Annotated in this window: 22 protein-coding genes; 1 reads left to right on the forward strand and 21 read right to left on the reverse strand. The window is 51.4% G+C overall.

Going from position 1 to position 22,774, the window contains the following annotated elements:
• Nucleotides 1–28: 28 nt before the first annotated feature.
• Entirely contained in the window at nucleotides 29–1,366 is a 1,338-nt protein-coding gene (gene adeP, locus OGV57_RS23505) for an adenine permease AdeP (protein WP_003023830.1), read from the reverse strand.
• A 167-nt stretch (nucleotides 1,367–1,533) separates the two neighbouring features.
• On the opposite strand from adeP, the gene yieH reads away from it, so the two are divergent.
• Nucleotides 1,534–2,199, forward strand: coding sequence for a 6-phosphogluconate phosphatase (gene yieH / locus OGV57_RS23510; protein ID WP_016151219.1), 666 nt, complete (start codon nucleotides 1,534–1,536; stop codon nucleotides 2,197–2,199).
• An 84-nt stretch (nucleotides 2,200–2,283) separates the two neighbouring features.
• On the opposite strand, the gene phoU is transcribed toward yieH, so the two are convergent.
• From phoU to asnC, 20 genes are all read right to left on the reverse strand, one after another.
• Complete coding sequence (phoU, locus tag OGV57_RS23515) at nucleotides 2,284–3,009, reverse strand: phosphate signaling complex protein PhoU (protein ID WP_003023824.1); 726 nt, start codon at nucleotides 3,007–3,009, stop codon at nucleotides 2,284–2,286.
• Between the two features lie 14 nt (nucleotides 3,010–3,023).
• Nucleotides 3,024–3,797: a phosphate ABC transporter ATP-binding protein PstB gene (gene pstB, locus OGV57_RS23520; protein ID WP_003023821.1), complete on the reverse strand. Its 774-nt coding sequence runs from the start codon at nucleotides 3,795–3,797 to the stop codon at nucleotides 3,024–3,026.
• 46 nt (nucleotides 3,798–3,843) lie between these two features.
• Complete coding sequence (pstA, locus tag OGV57_RS23525) at nucleotides 3,844–4,734, reverse strand: phosphate ABC transporter permease PstA (protein ID WP_003023819.1); 891 nt, start codon at nucleotides 4,732–4,734, stop codon at nucleotides 3,844–3,846.
• Entirely contained in the window at nucleotides 4,734–5,693 is a 960-nt protein-coding gene (gene pstC, locus OGV57_RS23530; RefSeq protein WP_003023817.1) for a phosphate ABC transporter permease PstC, read from the reverse strand. Before pstC ends, pstA begins: the two co-directional genes overlap by 1 nt.
• 144 nt (nucleotides 5,694–5,837) lie before the next feature.
• Complete coding sequence (pstS, locus tag OGV57_RS23535; protein ID WP_003023814.1) at nucleotides 5,838–6,878, reverse strand: phosphate ABC transporter substrate-binding protein PstS; 1,041 nt, start codon at nucleotides 6,876–6,878, stop codon at nucleotides 5,838–5,840.
• Between the two features lie 333 nt (nucleotides 6,879–7,211).
• Nucleotides 7,212–9,041, reverse strand: coding sequence for a glutamine--fructose-6-phosphate transaminase (isomerizing) (gene glmS, locus OGV57_RS23540; RefSeq protein ID WP_003023813.1), 1,830 nt, complete (start codon nucleotides 9,039–9,041; stop codon nucleotides 7,212–7,214).
• A 224-nt stretch (nucleotides 9,042–9,265) separates the two neighbouring features.
• On the reverse strand, nucleotides 9,266–10,636 hold the full coding sequence (glmU, locus tag OGV57_RS23545; RefSeq protein ID WP_054528913.1) for a bifunctional UDP-N-acetylglucosamine diphosphorylase/glucosamine-1-phosphate N-acetyltransferase GlmU: 1,371 nt from the start codon (nucleotides 10,634–10,636) through the stop codon (nucleotides 9,266–9,268).
• 649 nt (nucleotides 10,637–11,285) lie between these two features.
• Nucleotides 11,286–11,705, reverse strand: coding sequence for a F0F1 ATP synthase subunit epsilon (locus OGV57_RS23550; RefSeq protein ID WP_003023809.1), 420 nt, complete (start codon nucleotides 11,703–11,705; stop codon nucleotides 11,286–11,288).
• 20 nt (nucleotides 11,706–11,725) lie between these two features.
• Complete coding sequence (atpD, locus tag OGV57_RS23555) at nucleotides 11,726–13,108, reverse strand: F0F1 ATP synthase subunit beta (RefSeq protein ID WP_003023806.1); 1,383 nt, start codon at nucleotides 13,106–13,108, stop codon at nucleotides 11,726–11,728.
• Between the two features lie 26 nt (nucleotides 13,109–13,134).
• The gene (gene atpG, locus OGV57_RS23560; protein ID WP_003023804.1) at nucleotides 13,135–13,998 is read right to left on the reverse strand and encodes a F0F1 ATP synthase subunit gamma; all 864 of its coding nucleotides are present in this window, start codon (nucleotides 13,996–13,998) and stop codon (nucleotides 13,135–13,137) included.
• A 50-nt stretch (nucleotides 13,999–14,048) separates the two neighbouring features.
• Nucleotides 14,049–15,590, reverse strand: coding sequence for a F0F1 ATP synthase subunit alpha (gene atpA / locus OGV57_RS23565; RefSeq protein WP_003023802.1), 1,542 nt, complete (start codon nucleotides 15,588–15,590; stop codon nucleotides 14,049–14,051).
• Nucleotides 15,591–15,602: 12 nt separating this feature from the next.
• Nucleotides 15,603–16,136 (reverse strand): F0F1 ATP synthase subunit delta, encoded by a 534-nt coding sequence (atpH, locus tag OGV57_RS23570; RefSeq protein ID WP_003023799.1) that lies wholly within the window; start codon nucleotides 16,134–16,136, stop codon nucleotides 15,603–15,605.
• Nucleotides 16,137–16,150: 14 nt separating this feature from the next.
• Entirely contained in the window at nucleotides 16,151–16,621 is a 471-nt protein-coding gene (gene atpF, locus OGV57_RS23575) for a F0F1 ATP synthase subunit B (RefSeq protein ID WP_003023796.1), read from the reverse strand.
• Nucleotides 16,622–16,680: 59 nt separating this feature from the next.
• Nucleotides 16,681–16,920, reverse strand: a complete 240-nt coding sequence (gene atpE / locus OGV57_RS23580; RefSeq protein ID WP_003023794.1) for a F0F1 ATP synthase subunit C — start codon at nucleotides 16,918–16,920, stop codon at nucleotides 16,681–16,683.
• 46 nt (nucleotides 16,921–16,966) lie between these two features.
• Entirely contained in the window at nucleotides 16,967–17,782 is an 816-nt protein-coding gene (gene atpB, locus OGV57_RS23585) for a F0F1 ATP synthase subunit A (protein ID WP_003023792.1), read from the reverse strand.
• Between the two features lie 7 nt (nucleotides 17,783–17,789).
• Nucleotides 17,790–18,170: a F0F1 ATP synthase subunit I gene (gene atpI / locus OGV57_RS23590; protein ID WP_003023790.1), complete on the reverse strand. Its 381-nt coding sequence runs from the start codon at nucleotides 18,168–18,170 to the stop codon at nucleotides 17,790–17,792.
• Nucleotides 18,171–18,784: 614 nt separating this feature from the next.
• Nucleotides 18,785–19,408, reverse strand: a complete 624-nt coding sequence (gene rsmG / locus OGV57_RS23595; RefSeq protein ID WP_003023788.1) for a 16S rRNA (guanine(527)-N(7))-methyltransferase RsmG — start codon at nucleotides 19,406–19,408, stop codon at nucleotides 18,785–18,787.
• Between the two features lie 101 nt (nucleotides 19,409–19,509).
• Nucleotides 19,510–21,399, reverse strand: coding sequence for a tRNA uridine-5-carboxymethylaminomethyl(34) synthesis enzyme MnmG (gene mnmG / locus OGV57_RS23600; protein ID WP_003023784.1), 1,890 nt, complete (start codon nucleotides 21,397–21,399; stop codon nucleotides 19,510–19,512).
• 372 nt (nucleotides 21,400–21,771) lie between these two features.
• The gene (gene mioC, locus OGV57_RS23605; protein WP_003023782.1) at nucleotides 21,772–22,221 is read right to left on the reverse strand and encodes an FMN-binding protein MioC; all 450 of its coding nucleotides are present in this window, start codon (nucleotides 22,219–22,221) and stop codon (nucleotides 21,772–21,774) included.
• 88 nt (nucleotides 22,222–22,309) lie between these two features.
• Nucleotides 22,310–22,768, reverse strand: a complete 459-nt coding sequence (gene asnC, locus OGV57_RS23610; protein WP_003023780.1) for a transcriptional regulator AsnC — start codon at nucleotides 22,766–22,768, stop codon at nucleotides 22,310–22,312.
• Nucleotides 22,769–22,774: the final 6 nt, after the last annotated feature.

A 22,774-nucleotide genomic window follows, 5' to 3' on the forward strand; every position in this document is an offset into this window, starting at 1 on the left:
CTGGCGGGCAGTTGTCCAGACCGATATTTTAGTGCGCGTCGATAAACACAATCTTCAGCACAAACAGCAGCGCGACAACGATGACGCACGGGCTGAGATCGCGGAAACGTCCAGTACCGATTTTCATCACGCAGTAAGAGATAAAGCCCAGCGCAATACCTTCGGTAATTGAGAAGCTAAACGGCATCATCACGGCGGTAATAAACGCCGGAACCGCTTCAGTCAGATCATCCCACTTCACGCGTGACAGGCTTGATGTCATCAGGACACCAACGTAAATCAGCGCACCTGCAGCTGCATAGCCCGGTACCATTCCCGCCAGCGGCGACAGGAAGATAACCAGCAGGAACAGCAGGCCAACGACGACTGCAGTCAGGCCGGTACGGCCACCAACCGACACCCCGGAAGAGGATTCAATATAGGCGGTAACGGAAGAAGTCCCGATAAACGCCCCGGTAACCGACGACACGCTATCCACATACAGCGCCTGCTTCATGCGTGGGAACTTGCCCTTCGCGTCCGCCAGACCGGCTTTATCCGTCACGCCAATCAGCGTACCGGAGGAGTCAAACAGGTTGACCAGCATGAACGAGAAAATCACACCCGCCAGGCCAATGTTAAACGAACCGGCCAGATCGACATGTCCGATAACGGACATCACGCTCGGCGGCGCAGAAACGATACCGTTGTAATGGACATCGCCCAGCATCCAGCCCAGCAGCGTGGTTACAATGATGGAAATCAGCACCGCAGCATGAATATTACGTGACGCCAGAATCGCGATGATAAAGAAGCCCAGAATACCGAGAAGTACGCTGTGGGACGTCAGGTTACCGATAGACACCAGCGTGTCTTTGTTGGCGACGATAACACCTGCGTTTTTCAGCCCCATCATGCCGATGAACAGACCGATACCACTGGTGATCCCCACTCGCAGGCTCACCGGGATATTGGCAATCATCCAGTAACGTACGCGGAAAATGGTCAGCAGCAGCAGACCTACCGCGCCCCAGAAGATAGCCCCCATACCGATCTGCCATGACAGGCCCATCGCGCCGACGACCACGAAAGCGAAAAATGCATTCAGGCCCATAGCAGGCGCAAGTGCGACCGGCAGGTTAGCAAATAGCCCCATCAGGATGCTACCAAAGGCAGCAATAAGGCAGGTGGTAACAAAGACGGCGCTGGTATCCATGCCAGCCACGCCAAGAATTTGCGGGTTAACAAAAACGATATACACCATCGTCAGGAAGGTGGTTAAACCGGCGATCACTTCGGTCCGTGCCGTCGTGCCATGTTCGCGCAGTTTGAACACGCGTTCCAGCATCCCCTGGCCAGAAGCCTGGGTTGTGTGTTGTTGACTCATTATCAATTTCCGAACAAGGAGGGAAAATTCGTCGCTATCCTATACCAAAATGCGACAATAGGGTTGGGTTATGAGCAACTTTTTTCATTGATTTTGCTTATACGGCAACGATTGCGTCGCCCAATAATGCATTACGAAAACGTTAAACTTGTTAAAACGGAAATGACATGTCCCAGATAGAAGCCGTATTTTTTGACTGTGACGGTACCCTTGTCGACAGTGAAGTGATTTGTTCTCGCGCGTATGTCAGCATGTTCCAGGCGTTTGGCATTACGCTCGATCTTGAAGAAATTTTCAAACGCTTCAAGGGGGTAAAGCTGTACGAGATCATCGACATTATCAACGAAGAGCACGGTGTCGAACTGGCAAAAGCCGATTTAGAACCGGTTTACCGCGCTGAGGTCGCACGTCTGTTCGATACCGAGCTGGAAGTCATTGCTGGTGCGAACACGCTGCTGGACAGCATGGCTGTGCCAATGTGCGTGGTGTCTAACGGTCCGGTCAGCAAAATGCAGCATTCGCTGGGTAAGCTGGGCATGTTGCACCATTTTCCTGATTTACTGTTCAGCGGCTACGATATCCAACGCTGGAAGCCCGATCCGGCCCTAATGTTCCATGCGGCAAAAGCAATGGACGTTAATGTTGAGAACTGCATTCTGGTTGATGATTCCAGCGCAGGCGCGCAGGCGGGGATTGCGGCGGGGATGGAAGTGTTCTACTTCTGCGCCGATCCGCATAACAAACCGATCGATCATCCAAAAGTCACGACCTTTACCGATCTGACACAGTTGCCGGAATTGTGGAAGGCACGGGGTTGGGATATTACCCGGTAATTATTTGTAGGCCCGGTAAGCTTGCGCCACCGGGCAATTGCCGGATGGCGCTAACGCTTATCCGGCCTACTTTCTACGTTTTTATCACTCTTTAGGATCTTTGCCCGCCAGCAGCTTATCCAGCTCATCGCCGCCCACGTGACGGAAGTCTTGTCCCTTCACGAAATAGAAGATGTATTCGCAGATATTCTGGCAGCGGTCACCGATACGTTCGATGGAACGTGCGCAGAACAGCGCGGTCAGCACGCTTGGAATGGTACGTGGGTCTTCCATCATATAAGTCATCAGCTGACGCACGATGCCTTCATACTCCTGGTCGACTTTCTTATCTTCGCGATAAATACGTACCGCTTCGTCGAGATCCATACGCGCAAACGCATCCAACACGTCGTGCAGCATCTGCACAGTGTGACGACCCAGCGACTCCAGACTTACCAGCAGCGGCTGGTGCTGTTGCGAGAACTTCTCCAGCGCGGTGCGGCAAATTTTATCTGCCACGTCACCAATACGTTCCAGCTCAGCGATGGTTTTGATAATCGCCATCACCAGACGCAGGTCGCTCGCTGTCGGTTGACGCTTGGCGATGATACGCACGCAGGCTTCGTCGATCGCCACCTCCATCATGTTGACGTTCTTATCGCCTTCAATGACGCGCTTCGCCAGCTCGCTGTCCTGGTTGTGCATCGCCGTGATTGCATCAGAAAGCTGCTGCTCGACCATGCCGCCCATGGTCATCACCTGGGTACGGATGCTTTCCAGCTCTGCATTGAACTGGCCGGAAATATGTTTATTAAGGTTAAGGTTATCCACAACAAGCTCCTGAATCAGCCGTAACGACCGGTGATGTAATCTTCAGTTTGTTTCTTCGCGGGCTTGGTGAACAGATCGTCCGTGTTACTGAACTCAATCAACTCGCCCAGGTACATAAATGCCGTGTGATCGGAACAACGCGCAGCCTGCTGCATGTTGTGGGTAACGATAACGACGGTGTAATCCTCTTTCAGCTCAGTGATCAGCTCTTCGATACGCCCGGTAGAAATAGGGTCGAGCGCTGAACATGGCTCATCAAGCAGAAGCACTTCCGGGCGAATGGCGATGCCACGCGCAATACACAGTCGCTGCTGCTGACCACCCGAGAGAGAGTACCCGCTCTGGTGTAATTTATCTTTGGTTTCATTCCACAATGCGGCCTTGGTCAATGCCCACTGCACGCGTTCGTCCATATCCGCACGCGAGAGTTTCTCAAACAGACGTACGCCAAAAGCGATGTTGTCGTAGATGGACATCGGGAACGGCGTGGGCTTCTGGAATACCATGCCTACTTTGGCACGCAGCAGAGCGATATCCTGGGTATTGGTGAGAATATTGTCGCCATCCAGCAGAATTTCACCTTCCGCACGTTGCTCCGGGTACAGTTCAAACATTTTGTTGAACGTACGCAGCAGCGTCGATTTACCACAGCCAGAAGGCCCGATAAACGCCGTTACCTGGTTTTTAGCAATATCCAGGTTGATGTTCTTCAGGGCATGGAATTTGCCATAGTAGAAGTTCAAATCACGAACCTGAATTTTACCTGGGGCAGTATCAACCATACTCATTTCAATCTTTTCCTCATCCGGCGCCGCATCAGCCACGCCGTAAAAATTAACCGTGTTTCTTCTTCGCGAAAATGACGCGCGCCAGAATGTTCAGCAGCAGTACGCACAGGGTAATAATCAGTACCCCGGCCCAGGCCAGTTGCTGCCACTCAGCAAACGGGCTCATCGCAAACTTAAAGATAGTGACCGGCAGGTTGGCGATAGGCTGCATCATGTCGGTGCTCCAGAACTGGTTGGAGAGCGACGTAAACAGCAGCGGAGCCGTTTCACCTGCGATACGAGCAATTGCTAACAGAACACCTGTAATGATGCCCGAGACAGACGCCTTCAGGGTGATCGCAGAAATCATCTTCCATTTCGGCGTACCCAGTGCATAGGCGGCTTCACGCAGGCTATCTGGCACCAGCTTGAGCATGTTCTCTGTGGTACGAATAACAATAGGCACCTGCAGCAGCGCCAGCGCGATCACGCCCGCCCAGCCGGAGAAATGCTCCATTTTTGCTACCACGATGGTGTAAACGAACAGACCGACCACGATGGATGGCGCAGAAAGCAGAATGTCATTGATAAAGCGGATGACCTCAGCCAGCCAGGACTTACGCCCATACTCCGCCAGGTAGATACCCGCCATAATGCCGAGCGGGGTACCAAACACGGTCGCCCACAGAATCAACAGACCGCTACCGGCCAGGGCGTTCGCCAGACCACCACCCGCCGTATTCGGCGGCGGCGTCATTTCGGTGAACAGCGCTAGCGACATACCGTCAATGCCGCGGGTGATCGTGGACATCAGGATCCAAATGAGCCAGAACAGACCGAACGCCATGGTCGCCATAGAGAGCGTCAGCGCGATGCGGTTTTTCAGACGACGACGCGCCTGCATTTTACGGCGGGATTCCGCAAGCTGAGCGGTGTTTTGCATTTCAAGCGTAGCCATTAGCGTGCCCCCTCGTTCTTCGCAAGGCGCATGATCATGAACTTAGACGCAGCCAGCACGATGAAGGTGATCACAAACAGAATCAGACCCAGCTCCATCAACGCGGCAACGTGCAGTCCAGATTCCGCTTCGGCAAATTCATTCGCCAGCGCAGAGGTAATACTGTTGCCCGGCATGTACAGCGAGGCACTGTCGAGCTGGTAGGTGTTACCGATGATAAAGGTCACCGCCATGGTTTCACCCAGTGCGCGGCCCAGCCCCAACATCACGCCGCCGATCACGCCATTTTTGGTGAACGGCAGGACGATGCGCCAGATAACTTCCCAGGTGGTACAGCCGATGCCGTAGGCTGACTCTTTCATCAGTACCGGCGTTTGTTCGAACACATCACGCATAACCGCCGCAATGTACGGGATGATCATGATGGCGAGGATCACGCCAGCCGCCAGAATACCGATACCAAAAGCCGGGCCGGAGAACAGTGCGCCAACAAACGGAATGTTGGAAAGGATGTTTCCGACCGGCTCCTGGAAATAAGTCGCAAACAGCGGGGCAAAGATAAACAGCCCCCACATGCCGTACACGATACTCGGAATTGCCGCCAGCAGTTCAATAGCGATGCCCAGCGGGCGACGCAGCCAGCCAGGTGCAAGTTCAGTCAGGAACAGCGCAATGCCGAAACTCACCGGAACGGCAATCAGCAGTGCAATAAGTGAGGTAACCAGCGTACCGTAAATCGGTACTAAGGCACCGTAGATATCGTTTGGCGCATCCCAGTCTTTGGTCCACAGAAAGGAGAAACCAAATTTCTGAATGCTTGGCCAGGAGGAGATAACCAGAGAGACAATAATGCCACCCAACATCAATAGCACAATCAGCGCAGCCAGTCTTACCAGCGCGCTGAAGATCATGTCACCCTTTTTACCCGGTGGGTTAAAAGCAGGCTTGGTTGCAGCCATAAATCACTCTTTAAGTTAAACGCGTTTACGAAGTTGCCCATGCCGGATGGCGCTACGCTTATCCGGCCTACAAAGCGGGCCTACAGTCGAAACCGTAGGGCGGATAAGCGTAGCGCCATCCGCCAACTCGTTAAAGATATTCTATTAGTACAGCGCTTTACCGCTGCTGTCTTTCACGTTGGTCTTCCATGCAGCACGAACCTGCTCAACCACGCTGTCCGGCAGGCTGGCGTAATCCAGGTCGTTAGCCTGTTTGCCGCCATTTTTGTACGCCCAGTCGAAGAACTTCAGCACTTCTGCGCTCTGCTCTGGTTTCTTCGACTCTTTATGGACCAGGATGAAGGTGGTGGAGGTGATTGGCCACGCGTCGTCACCTTTCTGGTTAGTCAGATCCTGAGCGAAAGTTTTGCTCCAGTCAGCGCCTTTTGCGGCGTTAGCAAAGCTCTCTTCTGTCGGGCTTACCGGTTTGCCATCAGCAGAGACCAGCTTGGTGTACGCCAGGTTGTTCTGCTTAGCGTAAGCGTACTCAACGTAACCGATAGAACCCGGCAGACGCTGTACGAACGCAGCGATACCGTCGTTACCTTTACCGCCCAGACCGGTCGGCCAGTTCACAGTAGAGCCGGAACCAATTTTAGATTTCCACTCTTCGTTTACTTTTGCCAGGTAGCTGGTGAAAACGAAGGAAGTACCGGAACCGTCAGCGCGACGCACAACGGCGATATTCTGTGAAGGCAGCTTCAGACCCGGGTTCAGTTTGGTAATGGCTTCATCATCCCACTTCTTAATTTTACCGAGGTAGATGTCACCCAGCGTTTTACCGTCCAGCACCAGTTCGCCGGATTTCAGGCCCGGGATGTTCACAGCCAGCACTACGCCACCGATCACGGTCGGGAACTGGAACAGACCTTCTTGCGCCAGTTTTTCGTCAGACAGCGGTGCATCAGAAGCGCCGAAATCAACGGTATTGGCCGTAATTTGTTTTACACCACCGGAGGAGCCGATACCCTGGTAGTTTACTTTGCTACCGGTCTCTTTCTGATAGGTATCTGCCCATTTGGCATACACTGGCGCAGGGAAGGTTGCACCTGCACCTGTCAGGCTCGCTGCTGCAAACGCAGAGAACGCGCTCATGGATAAGGTCGCGGCGACAACAGTTGCGACAGTGGTACGCATAACTTTCATAATGTCTCCTGCACGGTTTTCGTAAATCGTTGTTTGAGTTGCTACTGTGAGCAAAATAGGACAAACAGGTGACAGTTATATGTACGAAATATGACAGTTTTATGACAACGAAAAATACGGAAAGTTTTTTATCTAAAAATACATTTAAAACAAAAAGTTAGTCACAATCATGACAATAATATTTCGTTAGAATTTTCTTTTTATGACACTGAAAACAGTAGTTGAAGATGACGGTTTGTCACATAAAACAGGCGGGATAATTGATTAAAAACAGAACAAGTTTAAAAAATGCCCCGCTTGTAGCAGGGCATTTCCAGTTCAGTTAAGCACGGATTATTCTACGGTAACTGACTTCGCCAGGTTACGCGGCTGATCGACGTCGGTGCCTTTAATCAGTGCCACATGATACGCCAGCAGCTGCAGCGGAACGGTGTAGAAGATCGGTGCAATCACCTCTTCCACATGCGGCATCTCGATGATGTGCATGTTTTCGCTGCTGGTAAAGCCAGCATCCTGGTCAGCAAAGACGTACAGCTGACCGCCACGGGCGCGAACTTCTTCAATGTTGGATTTCAGTTTTTCCAACAATTCGTTGTTCGGCGCAACCACGATAACTGGCATATCGGCATCAATCAGCGCCAGCGGACCGTGTTTCAGTTCACCTGCGGCATAAGCTTCAGCGTGAATATAAGAGATCTCTTTCAGCTTCAGCGCGCCTTCCAGCGCAATTGGATACTGATCGCCACGGCCAAGGAACAGCGCATGATGTTTGTCAGAGAAACCTTCTGCCAGAGCGGCAATGCGTTTGTCCTGAGACAACATCTGCTCAATACGACTCGGCAGCGCCTGCAGACCGTGAACGATCTCCTGCTCAATAGACGCATCAAGGCCTTTCAGACGGGACAGTTTCGCCACCAGCATCAGCAGAACGGTCAGCTGAGTGGTAAATGCCTTCGTGGAGGCCACACCGATTTCGGTACCGGCATTGGTCATCATCGCCAGGTCAGATTCACGCACCAGAGAGGAACCCGGAACGTTACAGATAGCCAGCGATCCCAGATAGCCCAGCTCTTTAGATAAGCGCAGGCCCGCCAGGGTATCCGCCGTTTCACCAGACTGAGAAAGGGTAATCATCAGGCTGTTACGGCGCACGGCGGATTTGCGATAGCGGAATTCGGAAGCGATTTCGACATCACAAGGAATACCCGCCAGCGATTCAAACCAGTAGCGGGACACCATACCGGAGTTGTAAGACGTACCGCAGGCGATAATCTGGATATGCTCAACCTGAGACAGCAGCTCGTTGGCACGCGACCCCAGCTCGCTTAAATCTACTTCACCGTGGCTAATGCGCCCGGTCAGCGTATTTTTAATCGCGTTCGGCTGTTCGTAGATCTCTTTCTGCATGTAGTGGCGATAAATACCTTTTTCGCCCGCGTCATACTGCAGATTCGATTCGATATCCTGACGTTTCACTTCTGCGCCAGACTTGTCGAAAATAGAGACAGAACGACGAGTCACTTCCGCGATGTCACCCTCTTCCAGGAAGATGAAGCGACGGGTTACCGGCAGCAGCGCCAGCTGATCGGAAGCGATGAAGTTTTCGCCCATACCCAGACCAATCACCAGCGGGCTACCAGAACGGGCCGCCAGCAGGGTTTCCGGATTACGGGTATCCATGATCACCGTGCCGTAGGCACCACGTAGTTGGGGAATAGTACGCAGCACGGCTTCACGCAGCGTACCACCCTGTTCCAGTTCCCAGTGCACCAGGTGAGCAATCACTTCGGTGTCGGTTTCAGAAACAAAGGTATAGCCACGCGTTTTCAACAGCTCACGCAGTGGTTCATGGTTTTCAATGATTCCGTTATGCACCACAACAATGTGTTCAGAAACATGGGGATGCGCGTTCGCTTCTGAAGGTTCACCGTGTGTCGCCCAGCGGGTGTGAGCGATACCTGTACCACCATGCAACGGATGTTCTTCCGCAGCAGCAGTCAGCATCTGCACTTTACCCAGACGACGCAGACGGGTCATGTTACCTTCAGCATCGACGACGGCCAGACCAGCAGAGTCATAACCACGATATTCCAGACGACGTAAACCTTCGAGAAGGATTTCAGCTACATCACGCTGCGCGATAGCGCCAACAATTCCACACATATTTTTTGATTCCGAATTTAGGCATTATGCCTGTCGTTGTCGCTGACCTGTATTTGCCCATTTCGGGCGCCCCGAGCCTTGTAGAGAGTGGGGTTATTTTTATGGTATTGCTTGTTGAGCGGAGGATTATGTTATCCCCTCATCTCTTGTCTGCCTGATGGCGCTTACGCTTATCAGGCCTACAGAACGTCACCGCACGTAGGCCGCCATCTGGCAAAAATCACTTACTTCTTCTTCACCGGACGCTGCCAGCCCTGTTTATGGACCTGAGGTACACGGCTTAATACCAGTTCGTTATCGGCGACATTACGCGTTACGGTGGTTCCGGCGGCAATCGTCGCACCTTTACCCACGGTGACAGGCGCCACCAGCTGAGTATCAGACCCCACAAACACATCATCACCAATAATGGTTTTAAACTTATTGGCGCCATCGTAGTTGCAGGTAATCGTACCCGCGCCGATATTCACGTTATCGCCAATCTCCGCATCACCCAGGTAGGTCAAATGACCGGCTTTGGAGCCTTTACCCAGACGCGCTTTTTTCATTTCGACAAAGTTACCCACGTGCGCGCCTTCCTGCAGCTCAGCACCCGGGCGCAGACGTGCGAATGGACCAATGGTGCAAGCGGCTTCCAGATGCGCATCTTCCACCACACTGTATGGGCTAAGCTCGCAACCCTCACCAATCACGCTGTTTTTGATGATGCAACCGGCGCCAATCTTGACGCGATCCCCAACGGTTACGTTACCTTCAATGATAACGTTAGTATCAATTTCAACATCGCGCCCGTGAATAAGCGTACCGCGAAGATCAAAACGTGCCGGATCGCGCAGCATCACGCCTGCCAGCAGCAGTTTTTCTGCCTGCTCGGACTGATAAACACGTTCCAGACGGGATAGCTGAAGACGGTTATTCACCCCTTCAGTTTCGCTAATGCGTGCAGGATGTACTGCAGCAATTTCACGTCCTTCCTGATACGCCATCGCGATGATATCGGTGATGTAGTATTCACCCTGCACGTTGTTGTTGGTCAGTTTAGACAGCCAACGCTTCATGTCAGCGCCGTTGGCAATCAGGATACCAGTGTTTATTTCCTGGATTTGACGCTGCTCGTCGGTGGCATCTTTATGCTCAACGATACCCGTGACATTGCCGTTATCGCGGGTAATTCGGCCATAACCGGTTGGGTCATCAAGTTTTACCGTTAGCAAGCCAATGCCGCTCTGCGGTTTGGCTTCACGCAGGCGACGTAAGGTATCGGTAGAGATCAGCGGCACATCGCCATAGAGCATTAAAATGTCTTCATCATCACCAAAGAATGGCGCCGCCTGCTGCATTGCATGGCCGGTACCCAACTGTTCCGCCTGCAGAACCCAGTTCAGATTGCCATCTTTCAGCGTCTGCTTGAGCAAATCACCACCGTGCCCGTAGACCAGATGTACGTGAGTCGCACCTAATTCATTAGCAGCATCAATGACATGCTGAATCATCGGTTTTCCTGCGAGGGTATGCAGCACTTTAGGGAGATCGGAATACATACGCGTGCCTTTGCCTGCGGCAAGGATCACGACGCTCATAGCATTATTCAACATACACATCCTGACTGTAATTTGAGAACGAATTTATACCGTTTCACATTGAAAATACTACATTTTTTTCAGCGTGAAATGGACCGAAGATAAAACGTTCAACAGGGGTAATTCCCCATCTGATAACTCACTATTTTCGTCTAAATCAGTATCTTTTGTCTGCCAAAAACCTGGGGACTGCTCTTATTAAAGCCTTAGGTTAATGTTTTTGCTATTTTTTTACCGCATGAATAAAGAGTTACACATGCAAGGCCCGATTTTTTTTATGTGATTCAGTGAGAAACCGAACATGTGTACGCGAAATAAAAAGTTGAGGGAGAAGAGTAGGGGGAGGGGATTTATAACAACAAGTGGCGCTGACTGATAAACCATATCAAGCATCGCGCCACAGGACAGGCAGGTAAAGTCTAAAAGCTCATATTGCTGAACATGGCGATGATTTTATTGAGTAATTTCATGTTGGCATCTCTTTTTATCTGATTTTATTATGTGACACACATCACATAAAAAGAGTCTACGCCGCATTTTTTAGCCAATCAATATTTTTATGATCTAAATCACAAAACAGCTTTCAATTTAAATGTTCTTGCAGCAAAAGCAAAAAAAAGCCAGCCTGGAAACCAGACTGGCCTTTATGCTTTTCAAGCCGGTGTTACATCGCTTTTTTGGTCAACTCGATAACGCGCAGTTTCGCGATCGCTTTGGCCAGTTCCGCAGATGCCTGAGCGTAATCCACGTCACCATGAGAGCTCTTGATGTGCTCTTCAGCCTTACGCTTCGCTTCCAGGGCTCTCGCTTCATCGAGATCCTGTCCGCGAATCGCGGTATCAGCCAGAACGGTCACGCTGCCAGGCTGCACTTCGAGAATGCCGCCGGACAGGTAGATAAACTCTTCATGACCGAACTGTTTAACGATGCGGATCATACCAGGCTTAATGGCGGTGAGCAGCGGTGCGTGACCCGGGAAAATACCCAGTTCACCTTCACTACCCGTTACCTGGATTTTCTCGACCAGACCAGAGAACATTTGTTGCTCTGCGCTGACGACGTCCAGGTGGTAAGTCATTGCCATATCACCCTCCGATTAAGGCGTTAAAGTTTTTTGGCTTTTTCCACGGCTTCGTCGATAGAACCAACCATGTAGAACGCCTGCTCTGGCAGGTGGTCGTATTCGCCTTCCATGATGCCTTTAAAGCCACGGATGGTGTCTTTCAGGGAAACGTATTTGCCCGGAGAACCGGTGAATACTTCCGCAACGAAGAACGGCTGGGACAGGAAGCGCTGAATCTTACGTGCGCGTGCTACCACCAGTTTATCTTCTTCAGACAGTTCATCCATACCCAGGATGGCGATGATGTCTTTCAGTTCCTGATAACGCTGCAGCAGGGACTGTACGCCACGCGCGGTGTCGTAGTGTTCCTGACCAACAACCAGCGGATCCAGCTGACGGCTGGTGGAGTCCAGCGGGTCAACTGCCGGGTAGATACCCAGAGATGCGATCTGACGGCTCAGTACCACGGTTGCATCCAAGTGAGCAAAGGTGGTTGCTGGGGATGGGTCAGTCAAGTCATCCGCTGGTACGTATACCGCCTGAACGGAGGTGATAGAACCGGTTTTGGTGGAGGTGATACGTTCCTGCAGAACACCCATCTCTTCCGCCAGGGTCGGCTGGTAGCCTACCGCTGATGGCATACGACCCAGCAGTGCAGATACTTCTGTACCGGCCAGGGTGTAACGATAGATGTTATCAACGAACAGCAGAACGTCACGACCTTCGTCACGGAACTTCTCAGCCATGGTCAGACCGGTCAGCGCAACACGCAGACGGTTTCCCGGCGGCTCGTTCATCTGGCCATATACCAGGGATACTTTGTCCAGAACGTTGGAGTCGGTCATTTCGTGGTAGAAGTCGTTACCCTCACGAGTACGTTCACCTACGCCCGCAAACACGGAGTAACCGGAGTGTTCGATCGCGATGTTACGGATCAGCTCCATCATGTTTACGGTTTTACCTACACCCGCACCACCGAACAGACCAACTTTACCGCCCTTAGCGAACGGACACATCAGGTCGATAACTTTGATACCGGTTTCCAGCAGTTCCTGAGAGCTTGACAGCTCTTCGTAGGAAGGTGCTGCACGGTGGATAGCCCAACGCTCTTCTTCACCGATATCGCCTTTCATGTCGATCGGGTGACCCAGAACGTTCATGATACGACCCAGCGTTGCTTTACCTACCGGGACTTCGATCGGGTGCTCGAGGTCTTTAACTTCCAGACCACGACGCAGACCGTCAGAAGAACCCATGGCGATGGTACGTACGATACCGCCGCCGAGCTGCTGCTGAACTTCCAGCACCAGGCTCTCTTTACCATTCATAACCTCAAGAGCATCGTACACGCGCGGTACGGCATCCTGAGGGAATTCGACGTCAACCACGGCGCCGATTACCTGGACAATTTTTCCAGTAGCCATCTTGAATCCTCTACGAATTAACCTGGTTATACCGCGGATGCACCACCGACGATTTCGGTGAGTTCCTGAGTAATGCTGGCCTGACGAGCTTTGTTGTATACCAACTGCAGCTCTTTAATCAGGCTGCCGCCATTGTCGGTCGCGGCTTTCATCGCCACCATACGTGCGGCCTGCTCGCTGGCCAGGTTTTCTACCACGCCCTGATAAACCTGAGACTCGACATAACGACGCAGCAGGGTATCCAGCAGCGCTTTCGGGTCTGGCTCATACAGGTAATCCCAGGATTTACGCTTCAATTCATCATCATCTGATGCCGGCAGAGGCAGCAGTTGGGTGATGGTTGGCGTCTGAGACATGGTGTTAATAAATTTGTTGCTGACAACGTACAGTCTGTCCAGGCGACCTTCATCGTAGGCCTGCAGCATCACTTTAACCGGACCGATCAGTTCGGACAGGGAAGGGTTATCCCCCATACCGGTTACCTGAGCAATCACATTACCGCCAACGGAGTTAAAGAAAGACACGCCCTTAGAGCCGATCATTGCGATATCGCACTGAACGCCTTTATCGGACCATGTTTTCATATCCGCCAGCAGCTTTTTGAACAGGTTAATGTTCAAGCCACCGCACAGACCACGGTCGGTCGACACCACCAGGTAGCCCACGCGTTTAACGTCGCGTTCTTCCAGGTAAGGGTGCTTATATTCCAGATTACCATTCGCAAGGTGACCAATCACTTTGCGCATGGTCTCTGCATAAGGACGGCTGGCCGCCATGCGATCCTGCGATTTACGCATTTTGGAAGCGGCGACCATCTCCATCGCTTTAGTGATCTTCTGCGTGTTCTGGACGCTTGCGATCTTACTACGTATCTCTTTTGCGCCGGCCATGAGCTTCTCCTCAATGCCTTGCGGTCCACCCTAAAGCAGACCGCCAGACGTTACCAGGACTGGGTTGCCTTGAAGGAATCGAGGATAGCTTTCAGCTTGCCTTCGATTTCATCGTTATAGCCACCGGACTGGTTGATCTCTTGCATCAGCGGAGCGTGGTCACGGTCAACGTAAGCCAGCAGAGCGGCTTCGAAGCTACCGATTTTCGCCAGTTCCACATCTTCGAGATAACCGCGTTCAGCCGCGAACAGCACCACACCCTGCTGTGCAACAGACATTGGCGCATACTGTTTCTGCTTCAGCAGTTCAGTTACTTTCTGACCGTGGCTCAGCTGCTTACGAGTAGCTTCATCCAGGTCAGAAGCGAACTGAGAAAACGCTGCCAGTTCACGATACTGCGCCAGCGCGGTACGAATACCACCGGACAGTTTCTTGATGATCTTGGTCTGCGCTGCACCACCAACACGAGATACGGAGATACCCGGGTTAACTGCCGGACGAATACCGGAGTTAAACAGGTTGGTTTCCAGGAAGATCTGACCATCGGTAATAGAAATTACGTTGGTCGGAACGAACGCAGAAACGTCACCCGCCTGGGTTTCGATAATCGGCAGAGCGGTCAGGGAGCCGGTTTTACCTTTAACTTCACCATTGGTGAACTTCTCAACGTATTCCGCGTTTACGCGGGATGCGCGTTCCAGCAGACGGGAGTGGAGGTAAAATACGTCGCCCGGGAATGCTTCACGTCCTGGTGGACGACGCAGCAGCAGGGAAACCTGACGGTAAGCAACAGCCTGTTTAGACAGGTCATCGTAAACGATCAGTGCATCTTCACCGCGGTCACGGAAGTATTCGCCCATTGCGCAACCGGCATATGGTGCCAGGTATTGCAGTGCAGCAGATTCAGACGCGGTCGCCACAACAACGATGGTGTTGGACAGTGCGCCGTGTTCTTCCAGTTTACGAACCACGTTAGAAATGGTGGACGCTTTCTGGCCGATAGCCACGTACACACATTTGATGCCAGAATCACGCTGGTTGATGATGGCATCGATTGCCATCGCGGTTTTACCTGTCTGACGGTCACCGATGATCAGCTCACGCTGGCCACGACCGATTGGGATCATGGCATCAACAGATTTATAACCGGTCTGCACTGGCTGGTCGACGGACTGACGTTCGATTACGCCTGGTGCGATAACTTCGATTGGCGAGAAGCCATCGTTATCAACCGGACCTTTACCGTCAATCGGGGAACCCAGAGTGTTCACCACACGACCCAGCAGTCCACGGCCAACCGGAACTTCCAGAATACGACCCGTACACTTAACCTTCATGCCTTCGGCGAGGTCAGCGTATGGACCCATCACAACTGCACCTACGGAGTCGCGCTCCAGGTTCAGTGCGATAGCGTAACGGTTACCCGGCAGGGAAATCATCTCACCCTGCATACAATCGGCCAGGCCGTGAATGCGGATAACACCGTCACTTACAGAAACAATAGTACCTTCGTTGTGAGCTTCGCTCACAACATTGAACTGAGCAATGCGCTGCTTGATCAGTTCGCTGATTTCGGTGGAATTCAGTTGCATGCTCCAGTCCCCTTAAGACTGCAAGACGTCTGCAAGGCGTTCAAGACGGCCGCGTACGCTGCCATCAATGACCATATCACCCGCTCGGATGATTACGCCTGCCATTACAGACTTATCGATTTTGCAATTCAGCTTAACTTTGCGTGACAGACGTTTTTCCATCGCTGCGCTAATCTTCTTAAGCTGTTCATCACTCAGTGCATTGGCAGAAGTAACTTCTACCTCAGAGATAGCCTCACTGGCTGCACGCAGGTGAATAAACTGCTCAAGAACATCCGGGAGCGCATTCAGACGGTTATTTTCAGCCATTACCCGAATCAGGTTTTGGCCGCTTTCGTCCAGTTGCTCACCGCATACGGCGATAAACGACTCAGCGAGCGTTTCCGGCGCCAGCGCGCCAGAGAGAAGCTCTGCCATTTGTTCGTTTTTTGTCACCTCAGCGGCAAACATCAGCATATCCTGCCAACGGTCAACGCTTTGGTGCTCAACGGCAAAGTCAAAAGCTGCTTTGGCGTAGGGGCGAGCTACCGTAACAAATTCAGACATCAGCCCCTCCCTCCTTACAGTTCAGCGACAAGTTTGTCCACGATGTCGCTATTAGCAGCTTCATCCACGGAACGTTCGATGATCTTCTCGGCGCCAGCAACAGCCAGGATAGCAACTTGCTTACGCAGCTCTTCGCGAGCACGTTTACGCTCGGCTTCAATTTCCGCCTGCGCCTGTGCCACGATTTTAGTACGTTCCTGCTCTGCTTCAGTTTTAGCTTCGTCCAGGATCTGAGCACGGCGTTTGTTCGCCTGCTCGATGATTACCTGAGCTTCCGCCTTCGCTTTTTTCAGCTGGTCGGTCGCGCTGGCCTTTGCAAGGTCAAGATCCTTATGTGCTCGTTCTGCAGAAGCAAGGCCGTCAGCAATTTCTTTTTGACGTTTTTCGATGGCAGCCATTAAAGGCGGCCATACGTACTTCATGCAGAACAGAACGAACAGGACAAACGCGATGGCCTGGCCGAGGATTGTTGCGTTAAGATTCACAGCACAATGCCTCTATCTAGTTAACGTTCTGATATTGCTCTTAATTCAAGCAACGCTTACTACGCGACAGCAAACATCACGTACAGACCCAGACCTACAGCGATCATTGGGATTGCATCCACCAGACCCATAACGATAAAGAACTGAGTACGCAGCAGAGGAATCAGATCCGGTTGACGCGCTGCGCCTTCCAGGAATTTACCCCCGAGGATGCCGATACCGATCGCAGCACCGATTGCCGCCAGACCCATCATCACAGCGGCAGCAATGTACAGCAGATCCATATTCAGGTTTTCCATGACAGTCTCCAGTTTGTTTCAGTTAAAACGTAGTAGTGTTGGTAAATTAATGCTCTTCAGATGCCATCGACAGATAGACAATCGTCAGAACCATAAATATGAAGGCTTGCAGCGTGATAATCAGTATGTGGAAAATGGCCCACGGCACATTCAGGATCCACTGTGACCACCACGGCAACAGACCAGCAATCAGAATGAAAATCAGCTCACCAGCGTACATGTTACCGAACAGTCGCAGACCAAGTGAGATTGGTTTGGACAGCAGGCTTACCCCTTCAAGGATTAAGTTGACAGGGATGAACGCCCAGTGATTGAACGGCTGCAGTGTCAACTCTTTCGCGAAGCCACCGATGCCTTTCATTTTGATGCTGTAGAACAGAATGAGGATAAATACGCCCAGCGCCATCGACAGGGTGATGTTCACGTCAGCAGACGGAACCACACGCAGAGCCGGTAGGCCAAAGATATGCTCACCGATGTACGGCAGCAGGTCGATAGGCAGCAAATCCATCAAGTTCATCAGGAAAACCCAGACGAAAATCGTCAGGGCCAGCGGAGCAATCAGCTTGCTTTTGCCATGGTACATGTCTTTCACGCTACCATGCACAAAGCCGATTACCAGCTCAATCGCAGTCTGAAATTTACCTGGTACGCCGCTGGTCGCCTTTTTGGCTACGCTACGGAACATAAGCAGGAACAACAGACCCAGAACCACCGAGAAGAAAATGGAGTCAATATTGAGCGTCCAGAAGGTGGCTGGGGGGTTGTGCGGATCCACCAGCGAGAATGTACGTAGGTCCAACTGAAGGTTATTCAGATGGTGCCCTATGTAATCCTGCGGCGTCATATTTTCTGAAGCCATGATGCCTTTACCCTTTGTTGTTAATTACAGCCGGCGCCAGTATCTGAACCACCAGCACCAAAACCCACGTAACGATCAGCGGCATGAATACCGCTTTCAAAACAGCCAACGCCACCACCAACAACACCAGCATAGCTAATACCTTGAAGGCTTCGCCGAAAGCGAACGTCCAGGCTACTCGGCCTTTAGCTGGTGTATGTGCCTGGTGACGCCAGGCAAATATCATAAACAACACATTAGGCAGTAACACTGCCAATCCACCGCACAATGCGGAGATGCCCCAGAAAGGGTCTTTGAGGCTAAATAGCAGTCCACTTGCTATTACCGCCAGAAACTGTGTGAGCAAAAGCTTACGAGCAACGTTTCGACTCAAGAGCGACATAGACATCACGTTTTTACTCCTGCTCCCTTCGAGGTATGCCGCGTGTCGTATAAAACGTTCTTTATGGCTTAGAGTCAAGCATCAAAAAGCGGTCAAATTATACGGTGCGCCTTCTCGATTTCAAACAATAAGTAGCTAAAAAGTGAATAAATGTTTAAATATTTTTCGCTACGCCACATTTATCACTTTTATGCAAACTGTGAACGATCATGCAAAACTGCAAAAGCCGCGTAAACACTGGCTGCAAAGCGTGCACCAGATCACATATTAAGCATATTCGCCCCGGCACTATTTATTTACTTGGCAAATGATGCCATTTCAACTTTTTGATATTTAAGCCTAAAATTCGTTACTGTTTTAAAAATAGCGAATAACAACAAAAAAACCACCCATTGACATTTATAATAAAAAATTAACACGAGCGGTGATTCTTTGATTCTATTTTTAGCAGGCTGATATTTTCACAGCTGACTTGTTTCACTTTTAACAAAAAACGGTACGTTATAGTTATGATGCAAAACCGTAAGGCATTAGTGAAATGTAACGACATTTAACCACACTATTCCTTATGACTTTTAACACCCGAAGAACCGTTTTTTTTCTATTTTTTTTGATAAAAATTAAATTTTGTTTGGCTTAATAACCACCAGATGACGTTCACCATCCAGTTGCGGAACGCGTAATTTTTCGACCGACTCGACGCTGAATTCTGCAGGCAACGAGGCAATTTCATCTTCAGGCAACTGCCCTTTTAGCGCATAAAAACGCCCTTCCTGACCAGGCAAATGATGGCACCAGCTCACCATATCATTGAGTGACGCGAAAGCACGGCTAATCACCCCATCAAACGGCGGCTCTGAAGGGAATTCTTCAACGCGACTTTGCACTGGAGTGATGTTAGTAAGCGCAAGCTCATGCTGCACCTGGCGCAAGAAACGAACGCGTTTTCCCAGGCTATCCAGCAGTGTGAAATGCGCTTCAGGACGTACGATGGAGAGAGGGATTCCCGGTAGGCCCGGACCAGTGCCGACATCGATAAAACGCTCGCCCTTCAGGTACGGCGCGACGACAATGCTGTCCAGAATATGGCGCACCAGCATTTCGTTGGGATCACGCACCGACGTCAGGTTGTACGCTTTGTTCCATTTATGCAGCATATCGACATACGCAATCAGCTGATTTTTCTGGTGATCGGTAAGAGAAATACCGGCATCAGCCAGCAGACGAGAGAGTTTGTTGAGCACGGTCGTTACCTGTAAATAATCTATTGCCCGACGCGCTGTCGCTTATCGGGCCGACAAATTTGTAGGGCGGGCAAACGAAGCACTCCCGCCAAAAAGTGATATCAAGCGCTGCGACGCAGCATACCTTGTTTTTTCAGCCATACCAGCAGAATGGAGATGGCGGCAGGTGTTACGCCGGAAATACGCGATGCCTGGCCGATCGATACCGGTTTGTGATCGTTCAGTTTGGCAATGACCTCATTCGACAAGCCGGAGACCTGACGATAATCCAGCGTTGCAGGCAACAGGGTGTTCTCATTACGCTGTTGTCTCTCGATCTCTTCCTGCTGACGGGCGATATATCCTTCGTATTTCACCTGAATTTCAACCTGTTCCGCGGCCTGAGCATCATCAAGCGCAGGTGCAAACGCAGATAAAGAGGTCAACTGAGCATAGGTCATATCCGGGCGACGCAGCAGATCTTCACCGCTCGCTTCACGTGACAGAGGTGTCGCCAGGTGAGCATTCACTTCTGCAGCGGACTCCGCTAACGGATTCACCCAGGTTGATTTGAGACGCTGGCGTTCTTGTTCAATACGCTCCAGCTTCTCGTTGAAGCGAGCCCAACGCTCATCGTCCACCAGTCCCAGCTCACGGCCAATTTCGGTCAGACGCAGGTCGGCGTTATCTTCGCGCAGCATCAAACGGTATTCCGCGCGTGAGGTGAACATGCGGTACGGTTCTTTGGTGCCCAGCGTACACAGATCGTCCACCAGCACACCAAGATAAGCCTGATCGCGGCGCGGCGCCCAGCCGTCTTTGTCAGCAGACAAGCGTGCGGCGTTCAGACCAGCCAGCATCCCTTGCGCGGCAGCTTCTTCATAACCGGTCGTACCGTTGATCTGACCAGCAAAGAACAGACCCTGGATGAATTTGCTTTCCAGAGTAGGTTTCAGGTCGCGCGGATCGAAGAAATCATACTCAATCGCGTAGCCAGGACGGACGATTCTGGCATTTTCCATCCCCTGCATGGAACGGACAATTTGCATCTGCACATCGAACGGCAGGCTGGTGGAGATGCCATTCGGGTAAATTTCGTTAGACGTCAGTCCTTCCGGTTCGAGGAAGATCTGATGTTGGTTACGATCGGCAAAGCGCATCACTTTGTCTTCGATCGACGGGCAATAGCGTGGGCCGATACCTTCGATCACGCCTGCGTACATCGGGCTACGATCGAGGTTATTACGGATCACATCATGGGTTTTTTCATTGGTATGCGTGATATAACACGGCATCTGGCGCGGATGTTGAGATGCATCGCCCAGGAATGAGAAGACCGGCATCGGGTTATCGCTGTTTTGCTGGCCGAGCACGCTGAAATCAATCGTGCGCGCATCGATTCGCGGCGGTGTACCGGTTTTCAGGCGACTGACGCGCAGCGGCAGTTCACGCAGACGACGTGACAGCGGAATAGACGGCGGATCGCCAGCGCGGCCACCGCTGTAGTTGTCCAGACCAATATGAATTTTGCCGTCGAGGAAAGTCCCCACGGTTAACACGACCGCTTTGGCACGGAACTTCAGTCCCATTTGGGTCACTGCGCCCACGACACGATCGTTTTCAACAATCAGATCTTCAACCGCCTGTTGGAAGATCATCAGGTTAGGTTGATTCTCCAGCGCGGTACGTACTGCCTGGCGATAGAGCACACGATCGGCCTGAGCGCGAGTGGCACGAACGGCAGGCCCTTTGCTGGCGTTTAGTATCCTAAACTGGATACCCGCATGGTCGATCGCTTTTGCCATCAACCCACCAAGCGCATCCACTTCTTTTACCAGGTGTCCCTTCCCAATACCGCCGATCGCCGGGTTGCAGCTCATCTGTCCCAGAGTGTCGATATTGTGTGTCAAAAGCAGAGTCTGTTGACCCATTCGCGCCGCGGCCATTGCGGCCTCGGTGCCTGCATGACCCCCGCCAATGATGATGACGTCAAAAGGATCCTGATAAAACATGCTGATTGCCTCGCATAACGCGGTGTGAAAATGGATTGAAGCCCGGGCCGTGGATTCTACTCAACTTTAGTCGATGGAGAAAGACCTGGGATCCTGGGTATTAAAAAGAAGATCTTTTTATTTAGAGATCTGTTTTATTGTGATCTCTTATTAGGATCGCACCTTTCTGTGGATAAGGTCGATCCTTTAAGTAAGATCAACAGGTTGCTGAGGATCATTAGCTGTGAATGATCGGTGATCCTGGTCCGTATAAGCTGGGATCAGAATGAAGGGTTATACACAACTCAAAAACTGAACAACGGTTGTTCTTGGGATAACTACCGGTTGATCCAAGCTTTTAACCAGAGTTATCCACATAAAAAAGTACGATCTTTACAAATCTCTGAGCAACGGATGCCACGATCCCAGCCAAATTTCAGCCGGATCTTCCGGAATTTCATGTTCCAGTACGTTGATCCTGAGTGTTTCGCCGATCTGTTTTGCCCCACAGGCCTTCAATTCGGCTTCCAGCTTGTCGATTGCGCCGCAAAAGGTGTCATATTCACGACTGCCGATCCCGATTGCACCAAAGTGCACTTGTGACAGGTTCGGTTTCTGCTCGCGTAGGGCATCATATAAAGGCTGCAGGTTGTCAGGAATGTCTCCTGCTCCGTGTGTGGAGCTGATAATCAGCCAGATCCCGTCAGTCGGAACCTCTTCAAGCATTGGCCCATGCAGTATTTCGCTGGAAAAACCGGCGTCGTCCAGCTTTTCAGCCAGATGCTCTGCTACATATTCCGCACTGCCAAGCGTACTACCGCTGATAAGAGTGATGTCTGCCATGATCGCCCACCTTTATAAAGAGGGCGTATTGTACGCTGTGTGCGAGCTGGGATCTACCTGTGGAAAAATAGGGGATTAAAAAAACCGATCATGGCTTGATGGTACGCATAATCGGGTTCTGCAAGACGATCAGGGTTTCAGTGGACTGAATTTCGTCAATTGTTTGGATCTTGTTGATAAGTACCTGCTGCAACGCGTCGATCGATTTGCACATTACCTTAATAAAGATGCTGTAGTGCCCGGTGGTGTAATACGCTTCGGTCACTTCATCGAGGCTTTCCAGTCTTGCAAGTGCTGACGGATAGTCTTTCGCACTTTTCAGAATGATGCCGATAAAGCAGCCGACGTCGTAACCCAATTGTTTGGGACTAACATCAATCCGCGCGCCGGTAATGATCCCGGCCTGCTTCATCTTTTCTACGCGAACGTGAATTGTTCCTGGGCTGACGCCGAACTGTTTGGCTAATTCTGCGTAGGCTGTACGGGCATTTTCCATCAGGGCATCAAGAATGCCGCGGTCCAGATTGTCGATCTGATAATTTTCCATAGGTTT

Source organism: Citrobacter sp. Cf087, from assembly GCF_030334285.1.
Lineage (GTDB): Bacteria > Pseudomonadota > Gammaproteobacteria > Enterobacterales > Enterobacteriaceae > Citrobacter > Citrobacter freundii.

Bases quoted from the DNA above. Each gene is read 5' to 3' on its own strand.
- atpA (WP_003023802.1), bottom strand. From the start codon at position 15,590: ATGCAACTGAATTCCACCGAAATCAGCGAACTGATCAAGCAGCGCATT.
- adeP (WP_003023830.1), bottom strand. From the start codon at position 1,366: ATGAGTCAACAACACACAACCCAGGCTTCTGGCCAGGGGATGCTGGAA.
- glmS (WP_003023813.1), bottom strand. From the start codon at position 9,041: ATGTGTGGAATTGTTGGCGCTATCGCGCAGCGTGATGTAGCTGAAATC.
- atpB (WP_003023792.1), bottom strand. From the start codon at position 17,782: ATGGCTTCAGAAAATATGACGCCGCAGGATTACATAGGGCACCATCTG.
- OGV57_RS23550 (WP_003023809.1), bottom strand. From the start codon at position 11,705: ATGGCAATGACTTACCACCTGGACGTCGTCAGCGCAGAGCAACAAATG.
- atpI (WP_003023790.1), bottom strand. From the start codon at position 18,170: ATGTCTATGTCGCTCTTGAGTCGAAACGTTGCTCGTAAGCTTTTGCTC.
- atpE (WP_003023794.1), bottom strand. From the start codon at position 16,920: ATGGAAAACCTGAATATGGATCTGCTGTACATTGCTGCCGCTGTGATG.
- glmU (WP_054528913.1), bottom strand. From the start codon at position 10,636: ATGTTGAATAATGCTATGAGCGTCGTGATCCTTGCCGCAGGCAAAGGC.
- atpH (WP_003023799.1), bottom strand. From the start codon at position 16,136: ATGTCTGAATTTGTTACGGTAGCTCGCCCCTACGCCAAAGCAGCTTTT.
- pstS (WP_003023814.1), bottom strand. From the start codon at position 6,878: ATGAAAGTTATGCGTACCACTGTCGCAACTGTTGTCGCCGCGACCTTA.
- atpG (WP_003023804.1), bottom strand. From the start codon at position 13,998: ATGGCCGGCGCAAAAGAGATACGTAGTAAGATCGCAAGCGTCCAGAAC.
- yieH (WP_016151219.1), top strand. From the start codon at position 1,534: ATGTCCCAGATAGAAGCCGTATTTTTTGACTGTGACGGTACCCTTGTC.
- mnmG (WP_003023784.1), bottom strand. From the start codon at position 21,399: ATGTTTTATCAGGATCCTTTTGACGTCATCATCATTGGCGGGGGTCAT.
- pstB (WP_003023821.1), bottom strand. From the start codon at position 3,797: ATGAGTATGGTTGATACTGCCCCAGGTAAAATTCAGGTTCGTGATTTG.
- mioC (WP_003023782.1), bottom strand. From the start codon at position 22,221: ATGGCAGACATCACTCTTATCAGCGGTAGTACGCTTGGCAGTGCGGAA.
- pstA (WP_003023819.1), bottom strand. From the start codon at position 4,734: ATGGCTACGCTTGAAATGCAAAACACCGCTCAGCTTGCGGAATCCCGC.
- pstC (WP_003023817.1), bottom strand. From the start codon at position 5,693: ATGGCTGCAACCAAGCCTGCTTTTAACCCACCGGGTAAAAAGGGTGAC.
- asnC (WP_003023780.1), bottom strand. From the start codon at position 22,768: ATGGAAAATTATCAGATCGACAATCTGGACCGCGGCATTCTTGATGCC.
- atpD (WP_003023806.1), bottom strand. From the start codon at position 13,108: ATGGCTACTGGAAAAATTGTCCAGGTAATCGGCGCCGTGGTTGACGTC.